Below are 26,265 nucleotides of genomic sequence, written 5' to 3'. Positions count from 1 at the left end.
TTATAGGTTGCTGGCCCGCCGCAATCGCAGGCAAGCCAGCTCCCACAGTGGACCGCGCTCAGCCTGCCTTGGTGGTAGCGGTTTCGTCCTTGATCTCAGCAAAATCTTCTTCGCGCAGTTCAGGCAGGTCTTTGGCACAGTACGGGCTGCCCAACTCCTTCAGCGCCCCGCACATGCCCTCCAGCTTGCCATCCACCGCCTGCAGATGATCAAGCAATTGACCAATCGCACGGGCCACCGGGTCGGGCATGTCTTCACTGACACCATAGGCATCGAAACCAATCTTCTCGGCCATCGCCTTGCGCTTGGCCTCTTGTTCATCACCGGCTTGCGGCTTGACGATGATGCGGCCTGGAATGCCCACAACCGTGGCACCCGGCGGCACAGCCTTGGTCACTACCGCATTGGAGCCGACCTTCGCCCCGGCACCCACGGTAAACGGCCCGAGCCCCTTGGCGCCCGCCCCTACTACCACGCCATCGCCCAGCGTTGGGTGGCGCTTACCCTTGTTCCAGGTGGTGCCGCCCAGGGTCACACCTTGATAGAGGGTGACGTCATCGCCGATCTCAGCCGTTTCGCCAATCACAATGCCCATGCCGTGATCGATAAAGAACCGGCGACCCACCTTGGCACCCGGATGGATCTCGATACCGGTCAACCAGCGCCCGAAGTTCGATACCAGCCGCGCCAGCCATTTCCAGCCCATGCCCCACAGGGCGCCGGACAAGCGGTGGATCCAGATCGCGTGCATGCCCGGGTAGCAGGTCAGCACTTCAAAGGCGTTGCGCGCCGCCGGGTCACGATGGAAAACACTTTGGATATCTTCTCGCAAACGCTCGAACATTTTTAATCCTTCCGCTTTAGAAGCTCACCACGGGCCGCTTTCTGGGTTTCCGTGAGGATGCCACGCAATATGTTCATTTCAGCCCGGCTAACCGAGCTGCGGCCGTACAAACGACGCAGGCGCGCCATCAAGTGCCGTGGCTTTTCAGGGTCGAGGAATTCGATGGCGACCAGGGTTTGCTCCAGGTGCTCATAGAACCGCTCCAGCTCGTCCATGGTGGCCAACTCGCCACTTTTGGTCGATGCAACCTCTTCCTTTTCCACTTTGCTCGGCTGGCCTGCAGCGGCCAGCCAGGCCATGCGCACTTCATAAGTCAGCACCTGCACCGCAGCCCCGAGGTTCAGCGAGCTGAACTCAGGGTCTGAGGGGATATGCACGTGATAATGACATCGCTGCAGCTCTTCATTGGTCAGGCCGGAATCTTCACGGCCGAATACCAAGGCGATTTCAGCACCGCCAGCAGCCTCCTCCACCACTTTGGTGCCACATTCACGCGGATCCAGCAGCGGCCAAGGGATACGCCGGTCACGGGCGCTGGTGCCGAGTACCAGATTGCAGCCGACCAAGGCGTCCTCCAAGGTAGCGACCACCTGGGCATTTTCAAGCAAGTCATTGGCGCCGGACGCACGGGCATCAGCCTCGTGGTGCGGGAATACCCGCGGTTCGACCAGCACCAGGCGCGTCAGCCCCATGTTTTTCATGGCTCGCGCCACCCCGCCGATGTTGCCGGGATGACTGGTATTGACCAAGACGACACGAATGTTTTGCAGCAAGGGAGGCGCTCGCGGACACAGGAAAGGGGAGCAAATCTTACAGAACCGCCTAAGGTTATGCCATGAAAGCGAACGTCGTCCTTCACCTGGGGAAAGTTTCTGCTAGAATGCTCGGCTTTCTTTAACAACCTTAGGTGACCTATCCATGCAGCCCATGCTGAATATCGCGCTGCGCGCCGCCCGCAGCGCCAGTGAATTGATCTTCCGCTCCATCGAGCGCCTGGATACCATCAAGGTCGACGAAAAAGACGCCAAGGATTATGTATCCGAGGTGGATCGCGCCGCCGAACAGAAAATCATCGACGCCCTGCGCAAGGCCTACCCTACCCACGGCATCCTCGGTGAAGAAACCGGCCTGCACAAAGGCAGCGGCGAAGGCGAAGACTACCTGTGGATCATCGACCCACTGGATGGCACCACCAACTTCCTGCGCGGCATCCCGCACTTTGCCGTGAGCATCGCCTGCAAATACCGTGGCCGCCTGGAACACGCCGTTGTGCTGGACCCGGTTCGCCAGGAAGAATTCACCGCCAGCCGTGGCCGTGGCGCCCAACTGAACGGCCGCCGCCTGCGTGTCAGCGGCCGCACCAGCCTGGAAGGCGCCCTGCTGGGTACCGGTTTCCCCTTCCGTGACGACCAGATGGACAACCTGGAAAACTACCTGGGCATGTTCCGCGCGCTGGTTGGCCAGACCGCCGGCATCCGCCGCGCCGGTGCAGCCAGCCTGGACCTGGCGTATGTAGCCGCCGGTCGTTTTGATGCGTTCTGGGAGTCGGGCCTGTCCGAGTGGGACATGGCTGCTGGCGCTCTGCTGATTCAGGAAGCAGGCGGCCTGGTGAGCGACTTCACCGGCGGTCACGACTTCCTGGAGAAAGGCCACGTCGTGGCTGGCAACACCAAATGCTTCAAGGCAGTACTGACGGCGATCCAGCCGCACCTGCCGGCTTCGCTGAAGCGCTAAGCGAGCGAGCACAAAAAAAGCACCCCACGGGGTGCTTTTTTTATGCCTGGGATTTAGCAAAAAACCAATTCCAACTGACTCAATACAATCCAATGTGGGAGCTGGCTTGCCTGCGATGGCGGGCTGCCACCCAACTGATTAGTTACTGACCCACCGCTATCGCAGGCAAGCCAGCTCCCACATTTGGATCGAAACCAGACCTGGGGATTACTGCTGGTTCTGACCCAGGATCAGACGACCTTCCTTATCCACCGGAATCTGGCTGCCAGGGTCGCGCTCCATACGCACGGTGCCTTCCTTGCCGTCCAGGTTGTAACGCACGTCATAACCGACCACCTTGGCACTGATGTCGTTAACGGTGTTACAGCGAGTTTGCGTAGTGGTGTAGGTATCGCGATTCTGCATACCTTCCTGAACCTTGTTACCGGCGTAGCCACCACCGACCGCACCGGCCACGGTGGCCAGCTTCTTACCGTTACCGCCACCAATCTGGTTACCTAGCAGGCCACCCGCAAGGGCACCCACCACGGTACCGGCGATTTGATGTTGGTCCTGCACCGGACGCTGCCGGGTCACAGTGACGTCCTTGCAGACCTCACGCGGGGTTTTAATCTGGGTTTTCACCGGCTGTACCGCCAGCACTTGCGCATACTCAGGGCCGCTTTTTACCAGGCTGTAGGTGGCAACAGCGCCTCCGGCAGTCACACCGACAGCACCCAATACCGCACCAACCAGCAACGACTTGTTCACATGAACCTCCTGACCATCACAAGCGGACCGAAAGATCCGCGCTATACCCAGCCTTGGAGCAAAAAAAAAGGCGCGAGTTCAATACTCGCGCCTTTCTTGTAACAGCGGATCAACAAACGCTCATCAAGGGCGGTCGTCGACCTCCTTGTCGGTAGCGGCAGGAGGGATCAAGTCTTCGCTGTTGAGGTTCAGCCAGATCAGCACCCCGTTGGCGATGTATATCGACGAATAGGTACCCGCCAGAACGCCGATAAACAGCGCCAGGGAGAAGCCCCACAGGTTGTCGCCACCGAAGATCATCAGCGCAGCAATCGCCAGCAAGGTGGAGATCGACGTCGCCATGGTCCGCAGCAGGGTCTGGGTGGTGGAGATGTTGATGTTCTCGATCAACGATGCTTTGCGCAGCACCCGGAAGTTCTCACGAACCCGGTCGAATACCACGATGGTGTCGTTGAGCGAGTAACCAATGATCGCCAGCACAGCCGCCAATACGGTCAGGTCGAAGGTGATCTGGAAGTAGGCCAGGATACCCACGGTCACGATCACGTCGTGGATCAGCGACACAATGGCGCCGACACCGAACTTCCACTGAAAGCGGAATGCCAGGTAGATCATGATGCCGACCAGCGCCATCAGCATGCCGAGGCCGCCCTGGTCGCGCAGCTCTTCACCCACTTGCGGGCCAACAAACTCGACGCGCTTGACCGACGCCGGGTTGTCGCCACCCACCTTTTGCAAGGCCTCAGCTACCTGGTGACCCAGTTGCGGGTCTTCGCCAGGCATGCGCACCAGCAGGTCAGTGGTAGCGCCGAAGCTCTGCACCACGGCTTCGTGATAGCCAGCCTTGACCAGCTCGCTGCGCACCAGGGTAACGTCGGCCGGCTTCTCGTAGGTCAGCTCGATGAGCGTACCACCGGTGAAGTCCAGGCCGTAGTTCAGGCCCTTATGGAACCAGCTGAACAACGCCAGAACGGTAAGGAGCACGGTGACGCCGAACGCAACGTTGCGAACGCCCATGAAGTTGATTGTACGTAACATGGCAGCCCCTTAAATCCACAACTTCTTGAAGTCACGCCCGCCAAAGATCAGGTTGACCATTGCGCGGGTCACCATGATGGCCGTGAACATCGAGGTAAAGATCCCGAGGGACATGGTCACCGCAAAGCCTTTCACCGGGCCTGTGCCCATGGCGAAGAGAATCCCGCCGACCAACAGTGTGGTCAGGTTGGAGTCGAGGATCGCGGTAAATGCCCGGCCGAAGCCTTCGTTGATTGCACGCTGTACGGTCATGCCGGCGGCGATCTCTTCACGAATCCGCGAAAAGATCAGCACGTTGGCGCCCACCGCCATACCCATGGTGAGTACGATACCGGCGATACCTGGCAGGGTCAGTGTGGCGCCCAGCAACGACATCAAGGCCAGCAGCATCACCATGTTACCCGCCAGGGCGACAGTGGCGATCACACCAAAGAAGCGGTAGATGGCGATGATGAACAGCGACACGAACAACATGCCCCACAGCGCGGCATCGACACCCTTGGTGATGTTGTCGGCACCCAGGCTCGGGCCAATGGTACGTTCTTCAGCGAAGTACATCGGTGCAGCCAGGCCACCGGCACGCAGCAGCAACGCCAGCTCCGAAGACTCGCCCTGGCCATTCAGGCCCGTGATACGGAACTGAGCACCCAGCGGCGACTGGATGGTCGCCAGGCTGATGATCTTCTTCTCTTCCTTGAAGGTCTGCACCGGCACGTCTTTCTCGACGCCATTGACCATTTGCTTGGTGTAGGTGGTCACCGGGCGTTGCTCGATGAAGATCACCGCCATGCTGCGACCGACGTTGCTGCGCGTGGCGCGGCTCATCAGTTCGCCGCCATGGCCATCCAGACGGATGTTCACTTCAGGCGTGCCGTGCTCGCCGAAACCCGCCTTGGCGTCGGTCACCTGGTCACCGGTGATGATCAAGCCACGCTCGATCAACGCAGGAGGACGGTTGCCTTCACGGAATTCGAACTCTTCGGAAGTGGCACGCGTAGCGCCTGGGTCTGCCGCGAGACGGAACTCCAGGTTGGCGGTCTTGCCGAGGATACGCTTGGCTTCAGCGGTGTCCTGTACGCCCGGCAGCTCAACCACGATACGGTTGGCACCCTGGCGCTGCACGATCGGCTCGGCCACACCCAGTTCGTTGACGCGGTTACGGACCGTGGTCAAGTTCTGCTTGATGGAGTATTCGCGGATTTCAGCGATCTTGGCCGGGCTCATCGCCAGACGCAGCACCGCTTGACCATTGAGGTCTGCAGGCACGATGTCGAAGTCATTGAAGTTCTTGCGGATCAGCGCACGGGCCTGTTCGCGGGATGCTTCGTCAGCAAAGCCCAACTGGATGGCGCCGTTGAGCTGCGGCAGGCTGCGGTAGCGCAGCTTCTCTTTGCGCAGCAGGCTCTTCACGTCGCCTTCGTAGACTTTCAGACGTGCATCCAGGGCCTTGTCCATGTCGACTTCCAGCAGGAAGTGCACACCACCGGACAAGTCCAGACCCAACTTCATCGGGTGCGCGCCAATGCTGCGCAGCCATTGTGGCGTGGTCTGGGCCAGGTTGAGCGCGACAACATAGTCGTCACCCATGGCCTTGCGTACGACGTCTTTGGCCGGCAATTGGTCTTCTTGCTTGGTCAGGCGCAACAAGCCGCCCTTGGAACCAGCCGCCAAGGTTGCCGCTTTAACCTGGATACCCGCGTCGTTGAGCGCTTTGCTCGCACGGTCCAGGTCTGCCTGATTGACTTGCAACGAAGTGCTGGCGCCAGAGATCTGGATCGCCGGGTCATCAGGATAGAGATTGGGAGCGGAATAAATAAAACCGATCGCCAGCACCGCCAGGATCAGTACGTATTTCCACAGAGGGTATTTGTTCAGCATCACGCCGCCCGCTTATAACGCGGGGCGCCTTGCGCGCCCCGTCGATTGGTAAAGGTTGTTACTTAGATCGCTTTGAGCGTGCCTTTAGGCAGCGTGGCGGCGATAGCGCCCTTCTGGAACTTCATTTCCACGGTGTCGGAGACTTCCAGTACCACGAAAGCATCGGAAACCTTGGTGATCTTGCCGGCGATGCCGCCAGTGGTCACGACTTCGTCGCCTTTTTGCAGGCTGCCCAGCAGGTTTTTCTGCTCTTTGGCACGCTTGGCCTGTGGACGCCAGATCATCAGGTAGAAGATGACCAGGAAGCCGACCAGGAAAATCCACTCGAAACCACCGCCCATAGGGCCGGCGGCAGCAGGCGCAGCGGCGTCAGCCATGGCGTTAGAGATAAAAAAGCTCATTTAGCACTCCAGTTGCAAATAGTGAATCTTAGGGTCGGAAAACTCAGTCCAAGGGCGGCACAGGGAGGCCACGCTTGGCATAGAAGGCATCGACGAAGGCGGCCAATGTACCCTGTTGAATAGCCTCGCGCAAACCAGCCATCAGGACTTGGTAGTGACGCAAATTGTGGATGGTATTCAACATGCTACCCAGCATTTCCCCGCACTTGTCCAGATGGTGCAGATAAGCACGGGAGAAGTTCTGGCAGGTGTAGCAGTCACAGGTAGGATCCAGCGGCGAATCATCATGGCGATGGAACGCGTTACGGATCTTCAGCACGCCTGTATCGATGAACAGATGCCCATTGCGGGCATTACGGGTTGGCATCACGCAATCGAACATGTCCACACCGCGGCGCACACCCTCTACGAGATCTTCCGGTTTGCCAACGCCCATAAGGTAACGAGGTTTGTCAGCGGGCATCAGGCCCGGCAGGTAATCCAGCACCTTGATCATTTCGTGCTTGGGCTCGCCCACCGACAAACCGCCGATGGCCAGGCCGTCGAAGCCGATCTTGTCGAGGCCTTCCAGCGAGCGTTTGCGCAGGTTTTCATGCATGCCGCCCTGGACAATACCGAACAGCGCCGCGGTGTTATCGCCATGGGCGTTCTTCGAACGCTGGGCCCAACGCAGCGACAACTCCATGGAGATACGCGCCACCTCTTCATCGGCCGGGTACGGCGTGCACTCGTCGAAAATCATCACGATGTCCGAGCCCAGGTCGCGCTGTACCTGCATCGACTCTTCCGGGCCCATGAACACCTTGGCGCCGTCGACCGGCGAGGCAAAGGTCACGCCCTCTTCCTTGATCTTGCGCATGGCGCCCAGGCTGAACACCTGGAAACCACCGGAGTCGGTGAGGATCGGGCCTTGCCACTTCATGAAGTCATGCAGGTCGCCATGCTTCTTGATTACTTCCGTACCCGGGCGCAGCCACAGGTGGAAGGTATTGCCGAGGATAATCTCGGCACCGGTGGCGACGATGTCGCGGGGCAACATGCCCTTGACGGTGCCGTAGGTGCCGACCGGCATGAACGCCGGGGTCTCCACAGTGCCGCGTGGGAAGGTCAGGCGACCGCGACGGGCTTTGCCGTCCGTAGCGAGCAGTTCAAACGACATACGACTCATAAGTTGTCCTCAGGGCCGCGCGGCGCCGGGTTACGGGTGATAAACATCGCATCACCGTAGCTGAAAAAACGGTACTCGTTAGCGATGGCAGCCTGGTAGGCAGCCATGGTTTGCGGGTAACCGGCAAATGCCGATACCAGCATCAACAGCGTGGATTCGGGCAAATGGAAGTTGGTGACCAGGCAATCGACCACATGAAAGGGTCGCCCTGGAAAAATGAAGATATCGGTGTCGCCACTGAACGGCTTGAGCACGCCGTCACGCGCTGCACTCTCCAGCGAGCGCACGCTGGTGGTACCCACGGCAACCACTCGACCGCCCCGCGCCTTGCACGCCGCCACCGCATCCACCACGTCCTGGCTGACTTCCAGCCATTCGCTGTGCATATGGTGGTCTTCGATGTTATCCACACGCACCGGCTGAAACGTACCGGCCCCCACGTGCAGGGTTACATAGGCGGTGTCGACGCCCTTGGCGGCAATCGCATCCAGCAGTGGCTGGTCGAAATGCAGCCCGGCAGTCGGGGCGGCGACGGCGCCGAGGCGCTGTGAGTACACGGTCTGATAGCGCTCGCGGTCCGCGTCTTCGTCGGGGCGGTCTATATAAGGAGGCAACGGCATATGGCCGACGCGCTCCAATAGCGGCAACACTTCTTCGGCAAACTTGAGCTCGAACAAGGCATCGTGGCGCGCGACCATCTCGGCTTCGCCACCGCCCTCAATCAGGATGCTCGACCCCGGTTTGGGCGACTTGCTGGAGCGCACATGGGCCAGCACGCGATGGCTGTCCAGCACCCGCTCCACCAGGATTTCCAGCTTGCCGCCGGAAGCTTTCTGGCCAAACAGCCGCGCTGGAATCACCCGGGTATTGTTGAAAACCATCAGATCGCCTGGGCGCAAATGCTCAAGCAAATCAGTGAATTGACGGTGTGCGAGGGCACCGCTGGGCCCATCAAGGGTCAGCAGTCGACTGGCGCGACGCTCGGCCAAAGGGTGGCGAGCGATCAGCGAATCAGGGAGCTCAAAAGTAAAGTCAGCAACGCGCATGATGGGGTTCGTCTAGCAGGGCCGGGAAGTCTAGCGGAAATAGTGAAAATAGACCATGAAACGTGATTGACCAACGGTAATCTCATCTCTATACTTCGCCGCCATTGAGCCCTGATGGCGGAATTGGTAGACGCGGCGGATTCAAAATCCGTTTTCGAAAGGAGTGGGAGTTCGAGTCTCCCTCGGGGCACCATCTTAAAGAAAGACCTTGAAATTCAAGGTCTTTTTTTTCGCCTGCAAAAAAGTGAACAACCAGCTGCTTTATTGCTCACTGCCCATTACCAACCTGAAACACGATCCAATGTGGGAGCTGGCTTGCCTGCGAAGACGCCAGCCCCGACACCTTCAAACCATCTGCCTACACAGCAACCGCATCACCCTCCTCTGTCACCCCATTCGGCAACATCCCATTCGCCAAATCATCCACCACCGCCTTGGCCATCTCCCCCAGATAATGCGCTGCCCAGGCACAGCGGATGGGAACACCGGAGTCACGTGGAATAGACGGTGAAGATTGGGTCTTTTTTTCCACGCGCAGAACAGTGATCATCGCCCTCCCCACCTTCCCCCAAAAACGCCGAGGAACTCAAACCATGGAATTGACGCTGGAAGCGGTCGCGCTCTTTGCACTTAAACTGGTGCATGAGACGGACGGCGGCAGCCCGGTTTTACGGGATGACTTGGTGATGGATGGCTATGAGCGGGAGGTGTTTGGATTATTGGTGCGCCAGGGAGATCTGGCTACGATTCAGTCCAAAATAGCTGAATGTGTTGATCAAGCACTTGGGGCATTGGGCGGGGCTGACACGGTGATGGGGCGCGAACTGCAAAGGTTGGCGAATCATGTGCAAGGCGTGGATCAACTTGATGAACTGCCCACTGCGCTAACGGCCCTCAAGGATTATCTGAAAGATATCCAGTGAATCCGTAATCAACATTCCAGCGAGATACACCATCAACACCGCCACACCTGCATCCAGCCAACGCCACACTACCGGCGCACGAAATAGCTTGGTCACCCGCTGACATCCCAACGCCAATAACACGAACCACAACAGCGACGCGGTCATGGCGCCCGTAGCAAAGAATGCTTGTTGGTCCGTGGGCTTGGCTGCGCCGATAGAACCGATCAGTACGACCGTGTCGAGCCATGCGTAGGGGTTGGCGAACCCAAGCACTACCGCTGTGCGCAACAGACCACGCTGCGAATGCGCACCTTGGCTATCCGGCATGGATCGATTACGCAGGCAAGCCAACAGGCGCTGACCGCCAAACCAAAGCAGATACGCTGCACCGGAGATCAGCAACAGCGCAACCAGCTTTGGCCGGCTTTCCAAAAGCGAACCTAACCCAGTGATGCCCAAAGCAATCAGCAGGATGTCGGCCAGTATGCAGATTGCGACCACGCCCCAGACGGGACCACGGCTGACACCTTGACGGATTACCAAGGTGTCTTTGGGCCCGGGGGCGGCGAACAGCCCCATACCCAAGAGCAAGCCTTCGAGGTAGAGAGCATTGAAGTAGGGAGCCATGGAGTGTCCGTGCCCTCAGAGAAATTTATAGGAGTTGAATAGGTTGATTACCGAAGCCCGTGTGGCGAGCATTCACAGCACCACTCAAGTCAATTGGCTGCCTTCGGAAAAAGCTGGTTAACACTTGCTCCGGAGTCGGGTTAGCGAAATAAATCAACGAGCTTCTCTCCACCGGTCTCGGAGGGGTGAGAACCGCGTGATAAGCCGCAGGAATTGCGTAATCAGATAGCTCAGTCAGTAAAGACCCCGCTAGCACTGCAATCTCGTTCTCCAAAAGACGCACGGGCTCAAGCGAACGCCCCTTCACCAACACCAGCCCTTCGCGGCTAGGTTTGATAAACGAAAGCATATGACCATCTTCATGGGGATCTTGGGCGAATCGACGCCCAGTTCTTGCAGCCTGGGCGTGATAGACACACAACTGCACATAGGACGCCGAGCGAAACGGGGCGAGTGACGGTACCCCAAACTCACTACAAATTCCGTCCATCAACTCCTGAGCCAACTCGCTGATCTGGCGTTCAAAAATATCCACGGTGGCAAAAAAAACGCTCCGAGTAAATTCAAAACCTATTCGTTTCGATGCATGTGCAGGCCAATAACAGAATCGCTCACAGAGATCAGGATGATTCTCAACACTTGAATATTCGGCACCGAATGGGAAAAAACCATCAGTGTCCTGACTGAAAGAAAAGGATGCTTTGGTAGCTTGGGAAATTGCTGAATATCCATCAACAATTTGTTTGTAGTCCCGCAGCATGGCTTCAGGTATTTGCAGAGTGCCGAAGCCTGATCGAGCAATGGAAGCGCAGCACTTTTTTATTTGAGTCATCGCTATATCCAAAGATAGATGTGAAGGAATGCAACAAACACTAGGTTCGCAAGCATGCGAGAAACTACGACACTGGACATAGCCAACAAAAGGGCCCCATCCGTGTCCTTCACAACATCGCCAGCAGGCCGTAAGTGTGCATCGCGCGTTACCCGCAACGGCGGTCAGGTTGTCTTCTTTGGCGAACAACTTGCAGACCTTTTCAAGGACTAGGGATTGGCAATCGAATATGAGCATACGAACGCGCGACACCCTCCGATCTCTCGTTGTGCGACGCAGTCGCGAGCTGGGCAAATCCATGACCACCTTGGCCAAGGAAGCCGGCATCTCCAGAACCTATCTGTACGGTTTGACCGGCGGTGTATCTCAGGATCCCTCGGTACGCACCCTGATCAAACTCGCCAAGGCACTCCAGGTCTCACCGCTGTTGCTGTTTCGTTACTTCGCCGACCTGGCTGGCGCCCCCGTGGATGCTTGTTCGATTGCGACCACGAACCGCGCCGTCGGCCTGCACGACCCCAGCGACATCGCCGTCTTCAATGCAGACGTCACCACGCCCGATCAAAGCGTGGTGCTGCCCAGTGAGATTTTTCATAAGACCTGGGAGGTCCAGAACCTCGGCACCTACCCCTGGCGCGGGCGTAAGTTGGTGCGCGTAGACGGCGAGTACGTCATCGCCCGACGCACCGCTACGGGTGCGCCATTGGAAGTTGTAATGGACACACACTTGCGCAGCCTGAACAACGAAATCTCCATCGCCGATACGCTGCCCGGCCAACCCGTGCATATCACTGTAGAGTTCGCCGCCCCCAAGGAGACCTGCACGGTCACTTCCATCTGGCGGATAGAGAACGAACACGGGCAACCCTGCTACGGCCCTGCGTTCATCCTGCATGTGATCGTAAACGTGATGGCACGCTGATCTACTTGCGCCCTTCCACTGCCATCCGCACCGCCAAGCCCATCAACACCGACCCCATCAGCCAGCGCTGCAGCACCTGCCAACCTGGCCGTGTGACGAAGAACACCGCGATGGAACCCGCCATGCAGGCAATCACCGCGTTGACGCTCACGCTGATAACAATCTGCAGGGAGCCCAGCGCCAGGGATTGCATCAGCACACTGCCATGACCATTCGGGTCGATGAACTGGGGCAGCAACGACAAATACATCACCGCCACTTTGGGATTGAGCAGGTTGGTCACCAGCCCCATGGTGACCAACTTGCGCGGGCTGTCCTTGGGCAAGTCGCGCACCTGGAATGGCGAGAGCCCACCCGGCTTGACCGCCTGCCAGGCCAGGTACACCAGGTACAACGCCCCGCCGAGCCGCAGCGCGTCGTAGGCAAAAGGCACCGCCATCACCAACGCGGTGATACCCAGTGCCGCGCACACCATATACACCAAAAACCCCAGCGCCACCCCGCCCAGGGAAATCAACCCGGCCGTGCGCCCCTGGCAGATGGAGCGGGAAATCAGGTAGATCATGTTCGGCCCGGGTGTCAGTACCATCCCGAGTGAAATCAGGCCGTAGGCGAGCAAGCTGGACATATCAGGCATGGATTGGCTCCTGGTTTTTTAGGCTGCCAGCGTGAAATCCTTCGCCGACGCGGTCGTGTTGAGCGTCATGCTAGGGGCTTGCAGGCCCAGGCGTTAGATACAGATCCGCAAGCAAAACGTCATACACCGACGGCACCCCTTACCCAGGACAGGCACATGATCGACTTCAACAACAAAGGTTTCTTCAAGCTCAAGCAAAACAACGAATACGCCGAACGCGTAGCGGCCCTGCTGCTGGACGGCGAAGAAGTGGTCGACGCCTACAAAGCCATGCGCGACGGCGTCGTGTTCACCACCAAACGCATCATCGCGGTGAACGTGCAGGGGATTACCGGCAGCAAGAAGGATTTCACCTCATTGCCATACAAGAACATCGTGGCGTACTCGGTGGAAACGTCAGGGACGTTTGACTTGGATTCGGAGTTGGAGATTTATTTTTCGTCGTTGGGGAAGGTGAAATTCGAATTCACTGGCAAGACCTCGATCGTGGAAATCTCCCAGCTGATTTCCAAGCACCTGCTGAGTTGATCCGCAGGAACACAAAAAGACCTTGGTGTTTCAAGGTCTTTTTTATTGCGGTTCAGCTGACGTACACCGGGCTCATCCTGCTCACAGCATCATTTCATAGGGTCCCATTGCCTTGCTAGTCTGCACCAACCCCTGCCGCATCAACATCTCAAGATAACTTCCCGCCTCCATCGCGGGCTTCTTCAACGCCCTCCTCTGCTTCTGCGCCGCTCCCAACACTGCCGCCTGATCCAAATCCCAGAGATCCGAAATAAAGTCATCCGGATGCATTGGTTCAATGTCATAGGCAGCCAATATATGAGGTGGAAAGTCTTTCAAATTGAAGGTCACGATAACCTCAGCTTTACTCCGAATTGCCGCCGCCAACACATGCCGGTCATCCGGGTCTGGTAAATCCAAACTCGAACACAGATCCTCATATCCCGTCACCAACGCGTCAGGTATAGCAATGTCCATTAGCGCCGACGTGCAGTCCACCTGAGCCGCCGTAAGATCGGGTCGGTTCTTAAGTACATTGCGCTTCCACTCATCCTGAATCTGGCCAGTCCATCGCGCTCGATACAAACCAGACAAACCAAGCCACATGAGTAAGTCCCTAAGTGCCGCAGGATAGAGAACACAAGCATCGTACACCGCAGTAAAGGGCGAACACCTCATCCGTCATACCCCATTCCCAACTCTTGGGCCTGTTGAACCAGCGCTTCCATTGCCTCTTGGCTTTGCTCGTCACGCCGTTGCTTGAACGCCATCAAATCCGAAAAACGGACTCGCCTATGTCGGCCCGTTTTTGTAAAGGGGATGGCGCCTTCCTCCAGCATCTTGACCAAATGCGGGCGTGACACATTAAGCAGGTCGGCCGCCTCCTGCGAGGTCAACTCGGCATGAACCGGCACTACCTTGACGGCATTGCCGAGCGCCAATTCGCCCAGAATATCGACCAGCAGACGCAGTGCGGAGGTTGGTAGGACAAGCCTGTGTGGCTTGTCTTCTTTGTCGAAGATGTCGATGCGCTGGGTTTCAAATTTGGTCGACAATAGGGACGCTAATTCACGCTGGCCTTGCACTGCTGCCTCGACTTCTTTTTCCAGCGGAAGGATCGTTTTGGGAAGGTTGGTCATGATGCAACTCCGGTCTTGCGCAATTCAGTTGAGGCCAACGCTAAACGAAACAAACGAAAATCGCAATATTCGAAACAATGCCGGTGACTCACGTACCAGTCAACTTTTCCCACATCAACTGAAAGTTGAGCTGATATCTGTTCCTGACTCCCCCTCATAGGCTCACTCCCTCACGCAAGGAAGTGAATCGGTCATGTCAGAACGCTTTTATCCACCCACCGAACAAGCGTTACTCAAGCGACGAATCCTCACCCGGCAACCGTCGCGTGTGCCGTATTCGCCTACTGTCGATTTTTTCGAGCCGTCCCCTGCCCAGCCACCTACACCAGCCCAACCTCCAAGCTGCGTTTTCATAAAACCATGCCAACTGCCTGACGGTATCGCTCATTACTCGAGCCCCACCGGTTTTGTCCCACTGGAACTGATCAAGGAGTACGGCCATGTAAGTCTGTTGGGCGGGCGCGAAGTGGACGCCCGGGGCGCGGTAGCCTGTTGACAGGGTTGGTAGCGCTGGCTTGGCCGTCAGATCTAAGTGATAGCGCGCTCTACAACGAGGAACAGTTGCGTTCGCTGCAACGAGCGCGTTCGCAGATGCGGCTGCATATCGAGCACCGCGACGACGGCACACTCAAGGGGTACATGGGACTAAAAGTAATGTTGGAATGGTTCGACAGAACCACAGAGAGACTAAGCGGAACGGAGATTTCAGCGAACTTCGGAGATGACTACTCGGTGATTTCCACGCTCGGGTTGTTGAGCGCAGTGGACGTCAATAACGGCATGTTTGAATTGCGCAAGGAATGGCTATCAGTGATACAGCCGCATTTTTCTCATGAAATTGCTCTTTCAGAAAGCGACTACTTCATCGCATTTGATTACGAAGTTGCAAACGAGTAGTGCAGACTCAAAGAATTCAGCCTGAGCTGTAGCAGATGAAAAAGCAAATGGTGCACAAGTGACCCGTTCATCCATCATCAAAATAGACCTGAGCCGCATCCAGACTCCCAAAGAGCTTCACACCACGCTGTGCAGTTCACTCAACTTCCCCGACTGGTATGGCCAAAACTGGGATGCCTTTTGGGACGCCATCACCGGCTTGGTAGAAATGCCCGAGACGCTTGAGTTTTCTGGGTGGGATATTTTTTCAGAGCGCCTACCTCACGATGCCAAGATGCTGCGGCAGTGCTTGACTGAACTTGCGACCTATTACCCGGACCTTGCGTCGCGGGTTCGCTACTGATGCCAGTTCTTGCTGGCGAAAAGCTCACAGGCGTCGCGTTTATTCAGGAAGCACGCGTGATCGTTGACGTTTTTCGCGAGCAAGCTCGCTCCTACAGAGGACGGTGACGTTGTGCCCGGTGGTAGCCGTCAGCCTGGGAATTTCTCCAGATACGCCAGGATATTTTCAATCTTCTCTTGGTCACTGATCCCCCAGAAGATCATCCGCGTGCCACTGACCACCGACTTCGGGTCTTCAATGTAGGCCGCCAGTTTTTCCCGCGTCCATACCACGCCCGAGTTCTTCATCGCATCCGAGTACTGGTAGTCCGTGGTGGTACCGGCAGGCCGGCCAATGATGCCGTTCAGTTCCGGGCCAAAACCACCTCGCGCGCCTTCACCAATGCTGTGGCAGCCGCCGCAGGTCTTGGTAAAGAGTTTGCCGCCCGCCTCGGCGTCGCCCGCAGCGAACGCGGGTACGGCGATAACGGTCAGGGCGAGGGTCAATAACACATACTTCATTCAGGTCTCCCTATCGGCTGTTGACGTCGATTATGCCTGCTCGTACGGCCTTTCCCCCAGCCTCTCCACCAGGCGTACCAGGTAACCGTCCGGGTCTTGCACGATGAACTGGCGCTGCCCGGCCTCCACGTCACCGGCTCGGTACCAGGCGTCTTCTACATCACGGAACAATGGCCAGCCAATTTGCGCCAGGCGTTGCAGGATGGGCGCCACGGAGGGCACATCGATTTGCAGGTTGATGCCGCGGCCGAACGGTGGCTGCAACGGTGCGGTCAGCCACTGACCGGCCACGGGGTCGTATTGTTCAAGCATGATTTGCGCGCCGTTCAGGTCGAGGTAGGCAAAGCCTTCTTCAGCGCGCTGATAGGCAATGGCGAAACCTAACTGTTCGACCCAGAACGCCAGGCTTGCGGCGAGGCGGGGGACGATCAGTTCCGGCACGAGTGGGTTACGGTTGAACATGGCATTCCTTGGGCGGCAGGGTGGCGTTCACCTTAACGGATTGTCGTGCCCATGGCTCACAAGTGGCCAAACGACCACCCATCGTTTAAAAAACACCCAATCGAACCTATATACCCAACCCCTACTCCACCTTACTGAACCCCTGATGGTGGAGTAAGGATCATGGCTCAGCCATCGATTTTGGTATTGGAAGACGACGAGATCATTCGGGCGTTGATGGTGGATGTGCTGGAAGACTTTGGTGCGGTGGTGACATCGTTTGCATCGGCAGACGAAGGGATGATTTACCTGGAGCGCGGCGATGACCCGGTGGATTTGATTGTCAGTGATATTCAAATGCCCGGCTTGCTCAATGGTTATGACTTGAGCCGCGTCGTCGCCCATCGCTGGCCTGAAGTACAGGTGGTGCTGACCTCAGGTAATACAAAAATCGCCGCCGAGTTGGGCAGTTCCGTGCGGTTTCTGCCCAAGCCCTGGAGTACCGACCACTTGCTTGAGTGCGTGCAGACAGCATTGACGCACTAGGGCCTGTCCCTGCATTGATAGCAGCGCGACATCATTTCAACCGAACTTGAGGGCCCGTTCTGCGGTCATGTAAAGGGCAGGGAGCGACTTTTCTGATTCGCTGGTCAGCCTTTTCGCTTATGCGTTCAGCTGACGACAATGAGTTGTGTAGAATCATCGCCCATTTTCACGCGTCATTCATGGCCGACAGGCCCACAGTTCGAGCTCATTGAATGCATTCACAGGCCCATGACGTTGGTGCGCCCTCCTTGTTGGAAACGTTGCGCACGGGCACGGGCCTGCTGCATGTGGCGTTGGAACAGCGCCTGCCGTTTTTTTCCGAGCGCCTGGATGCCCAGTGGTATCGGCGCTTGCTGCAGGCGTACTACGGCTTTTATCAGCCGATGGAAGCGGCGCTGTATGACAGCGGGTTGATTCCCGAGGGATATGAGTCTGTGTTGCGTGTGAAAACGCCAACCTTGGTCCATGACCTGCACGCACTCGGCCTGACTGACCACGCCATCCATGCCCTGCCTCGCTGTACCCAACTCCCCGGATTAGACACACCGGCTGCGTGCCTCGGCGCCCTGTATGTGCTGGAAGGCGCCACCCTGGGCGGCCAAGTGCTACGCCGGGAAATGGCCCTGCGCCTGGATGTGAACGCCGACAACGGCGGTGCCTTTCTCAATGTATACGGCGCCGAGACCGGACGGCGCTGGAAAGATTTCCTCGATTATCTGGGCCGCCAGCCACTGGATACACAGGCCGCCACACGCGCGGTGATGGCAGCCCGCTCGACATTCAGCGGCTTTGAGCAATGGCTCGACAGCCAGGAGGTATTGCTATGAAACCCGAAGATTTTGAAGAGCTGCTTGCCAACTGCGCCGATGAACCCATTCGTTTTCCGGGGGCCATCCAGCCCCACGGCGTGCTGCTGACCTTGTCGGAACCTGGCCTGAACATCATTCAGGTAAGTGCCAACGTTGGTACGTTGTTCGGCCACGCCCCCGAGGCGCTGCTGGATCAACCGTTGCACAGATTGATTGGCGAGGAGTACGCCCAGGCCGTGCAAACCATGGCCGAGGACAGCGCATTCCTGGACTCGCCGCCCTTGCTGATCACCTTCAAGGGTGAGCAGTTCGAAGGCCTGTTGCATCGCCACCAGGGCGTGTTAGTGCTGGAATTCGAACCACGGCTCAAGGATTTCAAACCCCGAGCGCACAATGGCCGCACCAGCAACCTGGGCAAGATGCTGCACCGCCTGCAATCGGCAAAGACCTTGGAGGCGCTCTACGCCATCAGCGTCAACGAAATCCAGGCCATGACCGGTTATGACCGGGTGCTCATCTATCGCTTCGAAGAGGAAGGCCATGGCCAGGTGATCGCCGAGGCCTCGGCGCCGTCCATGGAATTGTTCAACGGGCTGTTCTTCCCCGCGTCCGACATCCCCGAGCAGGCTCGCGAGCTGTATCGCACCAACTGGCTACGGATCATCCCGAATGCGTCCTACGAACCGGTGCCGCTGCTGCCCAAATTGCGCCCGGACACCGGGCAGCCCCTGGACCTGAGCTTCGCCACCCTGCGCAGCGTGTCGCCGATTCACTGCCAGTACATGCAGAACATGGGCGTGTTGTCGTCCATGAGTATTTCATTGATGAAGGGCGACAAACTCTGGGGCCTGATCAGTTGCGGCAACCGTGAGCCGCTGCTGGTACCTAATGACCTGCGCATGGCCTGCCAGACCATCGGCCAGGTGCTGTCATTGCAGATCAGTGCCATGGAGACCCTGGAGCTGACCCGCCAGCGCGACGAGAAAGTCGAAGCGCTGGCGCTGCTGGACCAAGCGATGAAAGCCTCTGCCAATAACGTCTTCGACGGCCTGGCCCAACAAGGCCGAATGCTGCTGGACCTGACCCTCTCCGGCGGCGTGGCGATCATCGAAGATAAACAACTGCACCGCTACGGCAACTGCCCGGAACCAGCGCAGATACGCGCGCTGCACAAGTGGTTGCAGGGCAAGGGTGAGCCGGTTTTTTCCAGCCATCACCTGGCCTCGGTTTACCCGCCTGCCGCCGAGTATCAGAGCGTGGCCAGTGGTGTGCTCGCCATGAGTTTGCCCAAGCCTGTGGATAACGGTGTGTTGTGGTTTCGCCCGGAAGTCAAAGAGAACATCCACTGGAGCGGCGACCCGAACAAGCCGCTGAACCTGGAAACCTGCGACGCGGGCATGCGCCTTCGCCCACGCACCTCGTTTGAAATCTGGAAGGTGGAAATGGCCGGCATCTCCACCAAATGGAGCCATGGCGACCTGTTTGCCGCCAACGATTTGCGCCGCTCGGCCCTGGAGAACGACCTGTCCCGGCAGGTGCTGCGCGAGCAACAAGCGGTGCGTGCGCGGGACGAGCTGGTGGCGGTGGTTTCCCACGACCTGCGCAACCCCATGACCGTCATCTCCATGCTCTGCGGCATGATGCAAAAAGCCTTCAGCTCCGATGGCCCCCACACTTCACGCCGTATCTCTTCAGCGATCGACACCATGCAACAGGCCGCCGGGCGCATGAATGTGTTGCTGGAAGACTTGCTCGACACCTCGAAAATCGAAGCCGGGCGCTATGTGGTCAAGCCGGTGGCGCTGGACGTCAGCCAGATCTTTGAAGAGGCGTATTCGTTGCTGGCCCCCCTGGCCACGGAAAAAGGCATTGATCTGTCGTTCAATGCCGAGCCTGGACTGCAAATAAAGGCCGACCCGGAGCGCTTGTTCCAGGTGCTGTCGAACCTGATCGGCAATGCGATCAAGTTCACTCCGCGCCAGGGCAATATCGGCATCAGCGCCATGAGCAATGGCGAGGAGATTATATTTTCGGTGCGCGATTCGGGTGAAGGCATTGCACCGCACGACTTGCCCCATGTATTCGATCGCTATTGGACCCAGACTGAAAACAACCCCACGGGCAGCGGGCTGGGGCTGTATATCACCCAGGGGATTGTCCAGGCCCATGGTGGACGAATCGAAGCCGAAAGCGAACTGGGACGCGGCAGTGAATTCAGGTTTACGGTGCCAAAGCCAGCTTGAAACGCGCATAAATCCTACAAGCCAACATAGGGTTACTTATGGCCGGGAACGAAAAACCCGGCCAGCTCCACTCACTCAATGCGCAGTCAAAGGGAGTATTGATGCGACAACAGTCCTCCAATTGAGTAAGGGGTTTTACCGATGATCATTGGCAATTCGTTTGACAGCTTCAGCTATAACATCCAGCAAGGCTTTAAAGATAACCAGCCTCCAGGCAATCCCGCACCCACCTCTTCGCCGGTTGGCAGCCCCCCACAGGGGCAGGACACGCGACCAAAACCCAAAGATTCGGGTATGACCTCCCTTGGAGGAGGCAAACTGCTTTAAACCGTTACCAGTCACCGGCAACGAGTGCAGCGCACCGCGTTGCACTTGCGTTAACAAAACACTGACATCCTCTGCGTTATCCTTTCCAGTTCCACTTGGTATGAGCTGCATTCTTCATGGGTCAACCTGAAATCCTGCCTGCCGTGATCACCGGCCCCTTGCTAAGACGCCTGGAACCACAGCGCCTGGTTATCTGGTTGGTGGGCAGTCGTGCCCTGCCCCTGTGCTTGCGGCTGCAATTACCCTCGGGCGAGGCGCTGGATATCCCGCTCGATGCAACGCACTGCCAAGTCGTACCCGTCGGGCGCCATGCCTTTATCCACCTGATCGACATAGCCCTGAGCGACGCCCTGCCACAGGATGAAATCATCGGTTACGACCTGTTGATCGACGGCCTCGGCATTGCACAATGGGCACCCCACTTGCTGTATGGCGACGCGACTACGCCTAGTTTCGTGCTGCATAGCCGCATCCACCACTTGGTGCATGGCTCGTGCCGCAAACCCCACCACCGTGCCGACGAAGGCTTGCTGTGTGTCGACCGCCTGTTGGCGGACGCCCGCACACCGCTCGAACGCCCAGCCTTGCTGATGATGAATGGCGACCAGATCTACGCCGACGACGTCGCAGGGCCCATGCTGCGGGCCATTCATGGGCTGATTGCGCGCCTGGGCCTGTACGATGAGTTTCTGGAGGGCGCGGTGGTGAGCGACAGCGCCAGCCTTTATGGGCATCGCGCCAGCTATTACCACCGAGCCGACCTGCTCCCTGCGCTGGACAGTAACGAGACCTTGCGCGAACGCTTTTTCGGCGGCGTGAAGAAACCAATCTTCACCAGCAGCACCGCCGACAATCACCTGGTGACCTTTGCCGAAGTGATCGCCATGTACCTGCTGGCCTGGTCGCCGACACCCTGGACGCTGATCACACCAGAACCGCCGCCGCTGAGTGCGCAAGAACAACAACGCTATGCCCGCGAACAGGTTCATATCGACCAGTTCCGCAACGGCCTGCCTGGGGTGGCGCGGGTGTTCGCGCACCTGTCGACGCTGATGATGTTCGACGATCACGACATCACCGATGACTGGAACCTCAGCGCGCAGTGGGAAGAAACCGCCTACGGCCACCCCTTCTCCAAGCGCATCATCGGCAATGCCTTGCTGGCGTATCTGTTATGCCAAGGCTGGGGCAACCAGCCCCAGGTGTTTGGCGAACTGCTGGGCCAAACCCAGGCACTGACCGGCCAGGTACAGGCCAATCATCTCGACGCGACGGCGCAAGACGCGTTGCTGGACGCCTTGCTGAAATTCCAGCAGTGGCACTACGTATTGCCCACCACCCCGGCGCTGGTGGTACTCGACACCCGCACCCGACGCTGGCGCAGCGAGTTCACCCTCAAGCAACCTTCCGGCCTACTGGACTGGGAAGCCTTGAGCGAACTGCAACAAGCCCTGCTGGACCACCCATCCGCCATCATTGTCTCGCCCGCGCCGGTCTTTGGCGTCAAGCTGATCGAGACAGTGCAAAAAGTCTTCAGCTGGTGCGGTTTTCCCCTACTGGTGGACGCCGAGAACTGGATGGCCCACCGCGGCGCCGCCCAAGTGATTTTGAATATCTTCCGCCACTCACGCACGCCGGGTAACTACGTGATCCTTTCCGGTGACGTGCATTACTCGTTCGTCTACCAAGTGCTGATCCGCCACCGCAACGGCGGCCCCAAGATCTGGCAAATCACCAGCAGTGGTATCAAGAACGAGTTCCCGCCGCGCCTGCTTGAATGGTTCGATCGCCTCAACCGCTGGCTCTACTCCCCGCGTTCGCCGCTCAACTGGTTTACCCGCCGCCGCACTATGCAGGTGGTGCCCTATATTCCAGAGCATGCCGAAGCGGGTGAGCGGTTGTGGAACTCGGCGGGCATTGGCCAGGTGTTTTTCAATGAGCAGGGCCAACCGCAGGAGATTTACCAGCACAACGCGGATGGACGGCCTCGGACTAAAATGATGGCGCCAGAAAAATAGCGTTTCGCCACTCGTCATAAGCAGCACACCTGCCCTATTCAAAGCGCGCAAGCGCCGATGTACAGTAGCGCCAGCCACGGAGTATCGGCGTCAACCATGACTGGCCTTGGGCGCCAGCCCCCGCAGGAAGCGCGCAGATGGACGATACATCCGGCAAAGAACCGCTACGCAATGAGGTGTCCGACCTTAACGTCGACCTGTTGCACGCCATTATGGAACTGGTCAGTGATGGCATCTGGGACTGGAACGCCAATACCGGCTTCGTCTACCGCAATCCCGGCTGGTACGAAATGCTTGGCTACTCCCACCACTCCCTGGAAAACAGCGTCTTCACCTGGGAGAACGTGATCCACCCCGAGGATTATCCTCGCGTGATGGCGGTGTTCGATGACTACATCAGCCAACGCGCTGCTCATTACCGGGCCGAATACCGTTGTCGCAAAAAAGACGGTACGTACCTCTGGATCGAGGACCGTGGCTACGTCATTGCCCGTAACCCCGACGGTTCTGTGGCGCGCATGATCGGCGCACACCGCGATATTCATGCGCGCAAATGCTCCATCGAACAGTTGCAAAAACGCAACCAGTCCCTGGAAGCACTGGTTGCGGAGCGCACCCTTGAGTTGTCGCGCGTCAACCAGCAACTGCAATTGCAGCTGGACGAAAACCGCTCTTTGGCCGAGCGCGACGCCCTGACGCGCATCGCCAACCGGTACCGCCTGGAAAAAGTGCTGCTGGAGGAATGCGACCGCGCCGAGCGCTTCCGCCTGCCCTTGGCACTGGTGGCTATGGATGTCGATGACTTCAAGCCGATCAATGACCAATACGGCCACGGCGTCGGCGACCAGACCCTGATACGGGTGGTGGAACACCTGGAAGCCTGCGTACGTAAAAGCGACTTGCTGGCGCGCTGGGGCGGCGATGAGTTTATGGTGGTGCTGCCCAAAAGCAACCTGGACACGGCCAAAGAGTTGGCCGAAAGGATTCGCCATAAAATCAAGACGACGGCCCCCTTGGGCGCGTTGAACGTTACCCTGAGCCTGGGCGTAGTAGAGCGGCGCATGGGTGAATCCCCGGCTGCGCTGATGGCGCGGGCCGATCAAGCCTTGTATCGGTCCAAGGCGGCGGGCAAGGATGGGGTGTCGGAATAGGCCGCAGCTCCTTCCAAGGTGGAATGACCCGGCAACTTTATTTCGTTTGCGGCAAGGCCAGGCGCGCGGCTTAGATAGCGCTGCGCCCACCACTGTCGAGTCCCAGAGTCATGAGCCACGCTAGCATCAGCCAGTCGATCTCCATCGTTCACCCCATCAGCCTCAGCCACGGTAAAAACGCAGAAGTCTGGGACATGGCGGGCAAGCGTTACATCGACTTTGTCGGCGGTATCGGCGTACTCAACCTGGGTCATTGCCACCCGGCCGTGGTGGCGGCCATTTGCGAGCAAGCCACCCGGCTCACCCATTACGCATTCAACGCCGCGCCGCATACGCCTTACATCGAGTTGATGCAACGTCTCAGCGCCTTTATCCCGGTGGGTTACCCCGTCAGCGGCATGCTCACCAACAGCGGCGCAGAAGCGGCAGAAAACGCCCTGAAGATCGCCCGTGGTGCCACCTCGCGCACGGCGGTGATCGCCTTTGACGGCGCCTTCCACGGGCGCACCCTCGCGACCCTCAACCTCAATGGCAAGGTCGCGCCCTACAAGCAGAAGGTCGGTGTACTGCCCGGCCCTGTGTATCACCTGCCCTACCCCAGTACCGATAACGGCGTGACCTGCGCCGAAGCGCTGAAGGCCATGGAGCGTCTGTTCAGCGTGGAAATCGACGTAACCGATGTGGCCTGCTTCATCATCGAGCCGGTACAGGGCGAAGGCGGTTTTCTCGCCCTGGGCACTGAGTTCGCCCAGGCCCTGCGGCGCTTCTGCGACCAGCACAACATCCTGCTGATCATCGATGAAATCCAGTCGGGTTTTGGTCGCACCGGCCAGCGTTTCGCCTTCTCGCGCCTGGGCATCGAGCCGGACCTGCTGCTGCTCGGCAAAAGCATCGCCGGCGGCATGCCGCTGGGGGCGGTGGTCGGGCGCAAGGCGCTGATGGACAACCTGCCCAAAGGCGGCCTGGGCGGTACGTACTCGGGTAATCCCATCGCCTGTGCGGCGGCGCTGGCGACCCTTGAGTTGATGAGCGACAAAAGCCTGCACGCATGGGGCGTCGCGCAGGAGGCCGCGATTGTGGGCCGCTATGAAGCCTGGCGCGCACAGCAACTGTCGCCCTACTTGGGCCGCCTCACCGGTGTCGGCGCCATGCGGGGCATTGAACTGGCCCATGCCGACGGTACACCTGCCCCCAAGCAACTGGCGCAACTGCTGGCGCTGGCGCGAGAGGCTGGCTTGCTGCTAATGCCCAGCGGCAAGTCGCGGCACATCGTGCGCTTGCTGGCCCCGCTGACCATTGAGCCTGCGGTGTTGGAGGAAGGCCTGGATATTCTCCAGGCGTGTCTCACCCAGCTGGACGAATAGCGGGCTGCCTTGACCTGATGCCCTCACCCGCTGAAAATGCCCGACGTTTTTTGTCTCCTCCGCTTACTACGCAGTGAAATTTTAATGTCTGATTCCTACACCGAAAAATCCGCCGAAGAATCCGTAGTCGCCCTGCACGCCAAAGCCGAATACGAAAACGCCATCAATCTTTCACAGCATGTGCCAGCCGCCAAGATCATCAGCGAGATGGTGCTTGACGCGTTTCACACCTCCAAGGAAAGCGACCAGATCCGCGAGCTGCGCGTTGCCATCCGCCAGGCCCACGATGCCTTCGACGATGACAAAGCCTATGAGCTGATGGGCCAGCTCAAGCAATTGAAAGACGCCGAAGCCGCAGACAACGCCGCCCTGGAACACCTGAGCAGCCAGTTCTCGATCAGCCGCATCCTGTCCAGCTTCAAGGACGACCCCGAATTCCAGGAACTGGTCTATGGCCTGGCCCTCAAGGTCCTTAACCAGTCGCACCAGGCCATCAGCAACCCGAGCGCCGGCAAGGGCAAGGCTGCACGCGCCAAGAAAGACACCGAAGTGTTTGTGATCAGCAAGGATGGCATCAGCGTCACCCTGCCGCTGCGCACGCCGCGCTCCAAGCTCAATGTGGACCGCGAAGCGCTGGAGTTCCTGGGCTTCACCTTTGTGGGCGAAGGCAGCGAGGCGGAACTTGCGAGCGAAACCTTCATCGACAACAGCGGCGCCGAACAGCCGGTCACACGTAAGAGCATCGTGACCGCGCTGCAACAGCAAAGCGCCTTCGACGGTTACGCCATCGCCGCCCAGTAACCCGGTGACGCAACCTGGCGCGCGCAAGGCGCAGCGCCGGTTGCCGTCTACGCCTCTTGGTTCCATAACACCGCCGAGCTTTTCATCATCCCCACCGCGATGGCGAACAGCAACAACACGCAGCCTGCCAGCAGCCAGGGTGACGGCAAGGTTGGCCGGGCCAGCAACATGAACGCCAGCGATGGCGCGATCATCACGCCGATGTTGACACCCGCCGAATAGTAGCCAAGGTTTGAACTGCCCCCCAAAAGTTGGACAGGAGACGCTATTGATTTAGTGCCTGGGTCCGAAACTGTACCGGACTCAAGCCATTCAGTCTGAGGCTTATGCGGTCTTGGTTGTAGTAGGTGATGTAATCCTCTAAGCCTGATGCCAGTTGCTCCACACTCTCAAATGA

The 26,265-nt window shown here is 58.4% G+C and carries 30 protein-coding genes, 1 tRNA gene and 1 pseudogene; 14 read left to right on the top strand and 18 right to left on the bottom strand.

Going from position 1 to position 26,265, the window contains the following annotated elements; all coding sequences use genetic code 11:
• Positions 1 to 58 precede the first annotated feature (58 nt).
• Both cysE and trmJ read right to left on the bottom strand, forming a co-directional pair.
• Positions 59 to 844 carry a serine O-acetyltransferase gene (gene cysE, locus CER19_RS03320; RefSeq protein ID WP_116665393.1) on the bottom strand — a complete coding sequence of 262 codons (786 nt, stop codon included), beginning with the start codon at positions 842 to 844 and terminating at the stop codon, positions 59 to 61.
• Between the two features lie 2 nt (positions 845 to 846).
• Positions 847 to 1,617 (bottom strand): tRNA (cytosine(32)/uridine(32)-2'-O)-methyltransferase TrmJ, encoded by a 771-nt coding sequence (gene trmJ / locus CER19_RS03315; RefSeq protein WP_014719824.1) that lies wholly within the window; start codon positions 1,615 to 1,617, stop codon positions 847 to 849.
• 145 nt (positions 1,618 to 1,762) lie between these two features.
• On the opposite strand from trmJ, the gene suhB reads away from it, so the two are divergent.
• Entirely contained in the window at positions 1,763 to 2,578 is an 816-nt protein-coding gene (gene suhB, locus CER19_RS03310) for an inositol-phosphate phosphatase (RefSeq protein WP_005791195.1), read from the top strand.
• A 207-nt stretch (positions 2,579 to 2,785) separates the two neighbouring features.
• Here suhB and CER19_RS03305 read toward each other — a convergent pair whose 3' ends face one another.
• The 6 genes from CER19_RS03305 to queA all read right to left on the bottom strand — a co-directional run bounded on the left by CER19_RS03305 (position 2,786) and on the right by queA (position 8,859).
• Positions 2,786 to 3,328: a glycine zipper 2TM domain-containing protein gene (locus CER19_RS03305; RefSeq protein WP_116665392.1), complete on the bottom strand. Its 543-nt coding sequence runs from the start codon at positions 3,326 to 3,328 to the stop codon at positions 2,786 to 2,788.
• A gap of 123 nt (positions 3,329 to 3,451) precedes the next feature.
• On the bottom strand, positions 3,452 to 4,366 hold the full coding sequence (secF, locus tag CER19_RS03300; protein ID WP_116665391.1) for a protein translocase subunit SecF: 915 nt from the start codon (positions 4,364 to 4,366) through the stop codon (positions 3,452 to 3,454).
• Positions 4,367 to 4,375: 9 nt separating this feature from the next.
• A complete protein-coding gene (gene secD / locus CER19_RS03295; RefSeq protein ID WP_116665390.1) occupies positions 4,376 to 6,244 on the bottom strand; it encodes a protein translocase subunit SecD in 1,869 nt (622 codons plus the stop codon).
• A gap of 62 nt (positions 6,245 to 6,306) precedes the next feature.
• Complete coding sequence (gene yajC / locus CER19_RS03290; protein ID WP_003175975.1) at positions 6,307 to 6,645, bottom strand: preprotein translocase subunit YajC; 339 nt, start codon at positions 6,643 to 6,645, stop codon at positions 6,307 to 6,309.
• Between the two features lie 43 nt (positions 6,646 to 6,688).
• Complete coding sequence (tgt, locus tag CER19_RS03285; RefSeq protein ID WP_165861591.1) at positions 6,689 to 7,804, bottom strand: tRNA guanosine(34) transglycosylase Tgt; 1,116 nt, start codon at positions 7,802 to 7,804, stop codon at positions 6,689 to 6,691.
• A 5-nt stretch (positions 7,805 to 7,809) separates the two neighbouring features.
• Positions 7,810 to 8,859 carry a tRNA preQ1(34) S-adenosylmethionine ribosyltransferase-isomerase QueA gene (queA, locus tag CER19_RS03280; protein ID WP_056789023.1) on the bottom strand — a complete coding sequence of 350 codons (1,050 nt, stop codon included), beginning with the start codon at positions 8,857 to 8,859 and terminating at the stop codon, positions 7,810 to 7,812.
• 108 nt (positions 8,860 to 8,967) lie between these two features.
• Between queA and CER19_RS03275 the strand changes: the two genes are divergently transcribed.
• Positions 8,968 to 9,052 (top strand) — tRNA-Leu (locus tag CER19_RS03275).
• A gap of 165 nt (positions 9,053 to 9,217) precedes the next feature.
• Here the strand turns inward: CER19_RS03275 and CER19_RS03270 are convergent.
• A complete protein-coding gene (locus CER19_RS03270; RefSeq protein ID WP_256660373.1) occupies positions 9,218 to 9,409 on the bottom strand; it encodes a DUF3077 domain-containing protein in 192 nt (63 codons plus the stop codon).
• 43 nt (positions 9,410 to 9,452) lie between these two features.
• Between CER19_RS03270 and CER19_RS03265 the strand changes: the two genes are divergently transcribed.
• On the top strand, positions 9,453 to 9,782 hold the full coding sequence (locus CER19_RS03265) for a hypothetical protein (protein ID WP_116665388.1): 330 nt from the start codon (positions 9,453 to 9,455) through the stop codon (positions 9,780 to 9,782).
• Here CER19_RS03265 and CER19_RS03260 read toward each other — a convergent pair.
• The gene (locus CER19_RS03260) at positions 9,744 to 10,391 is read right to left on the bottom strand and encodes a LysE/ArgO family amino acid transporter (RefSeq protein WP_116665387.1); all 648 of its coding nucleotides are present in this window, start codon (positions 10,389 to 10,391) and stop codon (positions 9,744 to 9,746) included. The two genes, CER19_RS03265 and CER19_RS03260, sit on opposite strands and share 39 nt — an antisense overlap.
• Before the next feature lie 25 nt (positions 10,392 to 10,416).
• On the bottom strand, positions 10,417 to 11,223 hold the full coding sequence (locus CER19_RS03255; protein ID WP_116665386.1) for a 2OG-Fe(II) oxygenase family protein: 807 nt from the start codon (positions 11,221 to 11,223) through the stop codon (positions 10,417 to 10,419).
• Positions 11,224 to 11,491: 268 nt separating this feature from the next.
• Here CER19_RS03255 and CER19_RS03250 point away from each other — a divergent pair, with 268 nt between their 5' ends.
• The gene (locus tag CER19_RS03250) at positions 11,492 to 12,145 is read left to right on the top strand and encodes an NBR1-Ig-like domain-containing protein (protein WP_256660372.1); all 654 of its coding nucleotides are present in this window, start codon (positions 11,492 to 11,494) and stop codon (positions 12,143 to 12,145) included.
• 1 nt (position 12,146) lies between these two features.
• Here the strand turns inward: CER19_RS03250 and CER19_RS03245 are convergent, their stop codons facing one another.
• On the bottom strand, positions 12,147 to 12,782 hold the full coding sequence (locus CER19_RS03245; RefSeq protein ID WP_116665384.1) for a LysE family translocator: 636 nt from the start codon (positions 12,780 to 12,782) through the stop codon (positions 12,147 to 12,149).
• A 156-nt stretch (positions 12,783 to 12,938) separates the two neighbouring features.
• On the opposite strand from CER19_RS03245, the gene CER19_RS03240 reads away from it, so the two are divergent.
• Positions 12,939 to 13,310 carry a PH domain-containing protein gene (locus tag CER19_RS03240; protein WP_116665383.1) on the top strand — a complete coding sequence of 124 codons (372 nt, stop codon included), beginning with the start codon at positions 12,939 to 12,941 and terminating at the stop codon, positions 13,308 to 13,310.
• Between the two features lie 81 nt (positions 13,311 to 13,391).
• Here the strand turns inward: CER19_RS03240 and CER19_RS03235 are convergent, their stop codons facing one another.
• Both CER19_RS03235 and CER19_RS03230 read right to left on the bottom strand, forming a co-directional pair.
• Positions 13,392 to 13,967 carry a PIN domain-containing protein gene (locus CER19_RS03235; protein ID WP_038451456.1) on the bottom strand — a complete coding sequence of 192 codons (576 nt, stop codon included), beginning with the start codon at positions 13,965 to 13,967 and terminating at the stop codon, positions 13,392 to 13,394.
• Positions 13,964 to 14,428 (bottom strand): helix-turn-helix domain-containing protein, encoded by a 465-nt coding sequence (locus tag CER19_RS03230; RefSeq protein WP_116665382.1) that lies wholly within the window; start codon positions 14,426 to 14,428, stop codon positions 13,964 to 13,966. Before CER19_RS03230 ends, CER19_RS03235 begins: the two co-directional genes overlap by 4 nt.
• A 193-nt stretch (positions 14,429 to 14,621) precedes the next feature.
• Here CER19_RS03230 and CER19_RS29335 point away from each other — a divergent pair.
• A pseudogene (locus CER19_RS29335) lies at positions 14,622 to 15,325 on the top strand (colicin E3-like toxin immunity protein).
• A gap of 58 nt (positions 15,326 to 15,383) precedes the next feature.
• The gene (locus CER19_RS03215) at positions 15,384 to 15,668 is read left to right on the top strand and encodes a barstar family protein (RefSeq protein WP_116665381.1); all 285 of its coding nucleotides are present in this window, start codon (positions 15,384 to 15,386) and stop codon (positions 15,666 to 15,668) included.
• A 128-nt stretch (positions 15,669 to 15,796) separates the two neighbouring features.
• Here CER19_RS03215 and CER19_RS03210 read toward each other — a convergent pair whose 3' ends face one another.
• Together CER19_RS03210 and CER19_RS03205 are read right to left on the bottom strand one after the other, a co-directional pair.
• Positions 15,797 to 16,168, bottom strand: coding sequence for a cytochrome c family protein (locus CER19_RS03210; protein WP_116665380.1), 372 nt, complete (start codon positions 16,166 to 16,168; stop codon positions 15,797 to 15,799).
• A gap of 30 nt (positions 16,169 to 16,198) precedes the next feature.
• Positions 16,199 to 16,630 carry a VOC family protein gene (locus CER19_RS03205; RefSeq protein ID WP_116665379.1) on the bottom strand — a complete coding sequence of 144 codons (432 nt, stop codon included), beginning with the start codon at positions 16,628 to 16,630 and terminating at the stop codon, positions 16,199 to 16,201.
• Between the two features lie 162 nt (positions 16,631 to 16,792).
• On the opposite strand from CER19_RS03205, the gene CER19_RS03200 reads away from it, so the two are divergent.
• The 7 genes from CER19_RS03200 (at position 16,793) to CER19_RS03170 (ending at position 25,868) form a co-directional block, all read left to right on the top strand.
• Positions 16,793 to 17,155 carry a response regulator gene (locus tag CER19_RS03200; protein ID WP_003194033.1) on the top strand — a complete coding sequence of 121 codons (363 nt, stop codon included), beginning with the start codon at positions 16,793 to 16,795 and terminating at the stop codon, positions 17,153 to 17,155.
• A 212-nt stretch (positions 17,156 to 17,367) separates the two neighbouring features.
• Positions 17,368 to 17,982: a biliverdin-producing heme oxygenase gene (locus CER19_RS03195; protein WP_116665378.1), complete on the top strand. Its 615-nt coding sequence runs from the start codon at positions 17,368 to 17,370 to the stop codon at positions 17,980 to 17,982.
• A complete protein-coding gene (locus CER19_RS03190; protein ID WP_116665377.1) occupies positions 17,979 to 20,207 on the top strand; it encodes an ATP-binding protein in 2,229 nt (742 codons plus the stop codon). The genes CER19_RS03195 and CER19_RS03190 overlap by 4 nt, the downstream gene beginning before the upstream one ends.
• A 443-nt stretch (positions 20,208 to 20,650) precedes the next feature.
• Positions 20,651 to 22,552, top strand: a complete 1,902-nt coding sequence (locus tag CER19_RS03185; protein WP_116665376.1) for an alkaline phosphatase D family protein — start codon at positions 20,651 to 20,653, stop codon at positions 22,550 to 22,552.
• A 137-nt stretch (positions 22,553 to 22,689) separates the two neighbouring features.
• On the top strand, positions 22,690 to 23,703 hold the full coding sequence (locus tag CER19_RS03180; protein WP_116665375.1) for a sensor domain-containing diguanylate cyclase: 1,014 nt from the start codon (positions 22,690 to 22,692) through the stop codon (positions 23,701 to 23,703).
• Positions 23,704 to 23,813: 110 nt separating this feature from the next.
• Positions 23,814 to 25,067, top strand: a complete 1,254-nt coding sequence (locus CER19_RS03175) for an aspartate aminotransferase family protein (RefSeq protein WP_116665374.1) — start codon at positions 23,814 to 23,816, stop codon at positions 25,065 to 25,067.
• Positions 25,068 to 25,151: 84 nt separating this feature from the next.
• Positions 25,152 to 25,868 (top strand): hypothetical protein, encoded by a 717-nt coding sequence (locus CER19_RS03170; protein WP_020302011.1) that lies wholly within the window; start codon positions 25,152 to 25,154, stop codon positions 25,866 to 25,868.
• Positions 25,869 to 25,915: 47 nt separating this feature from the next.
• On the opposite strand, the gene CER19_RS03165 is transcribed toward CER19_RS03170, so the two are convergent.
• A complete protein-coding gene (locus tag CER19_RS03165) occupies positions 25,916 to 26,062 on the bottom strand; it encodes a hypothetical protein (protein WP_256660371.1) in 147 nt (48 codons plus the stop codon).
• Positions 26,063 to 26,133: 71 nt separating this feature from the next.
• On the bottom strand, positions 26,134 to 26,265 hold a 132-nt coding region (locus tag CER19_RS03160; protein ID WP_133298300.1), incomplete at its 5' end, for an IS3 family transposase.

Source organism: Pseudomonas sp. GL93, from assembly GCF_003408955.1.
In the GTDB taxonomy this organism is placed as follows: Bacteria; Pseudomonadota; Gammaproteobacteria; order Pseudomonadales; family Pseudomonadaceae; genus Aquipseudomonas; species Aquipseudomonas paracarnis.
The sequence above is the reverse complement of the archived record's forward strand: the minus strand, read 5'-3'. Positions and strand labels throughout refer to the sequence as shown.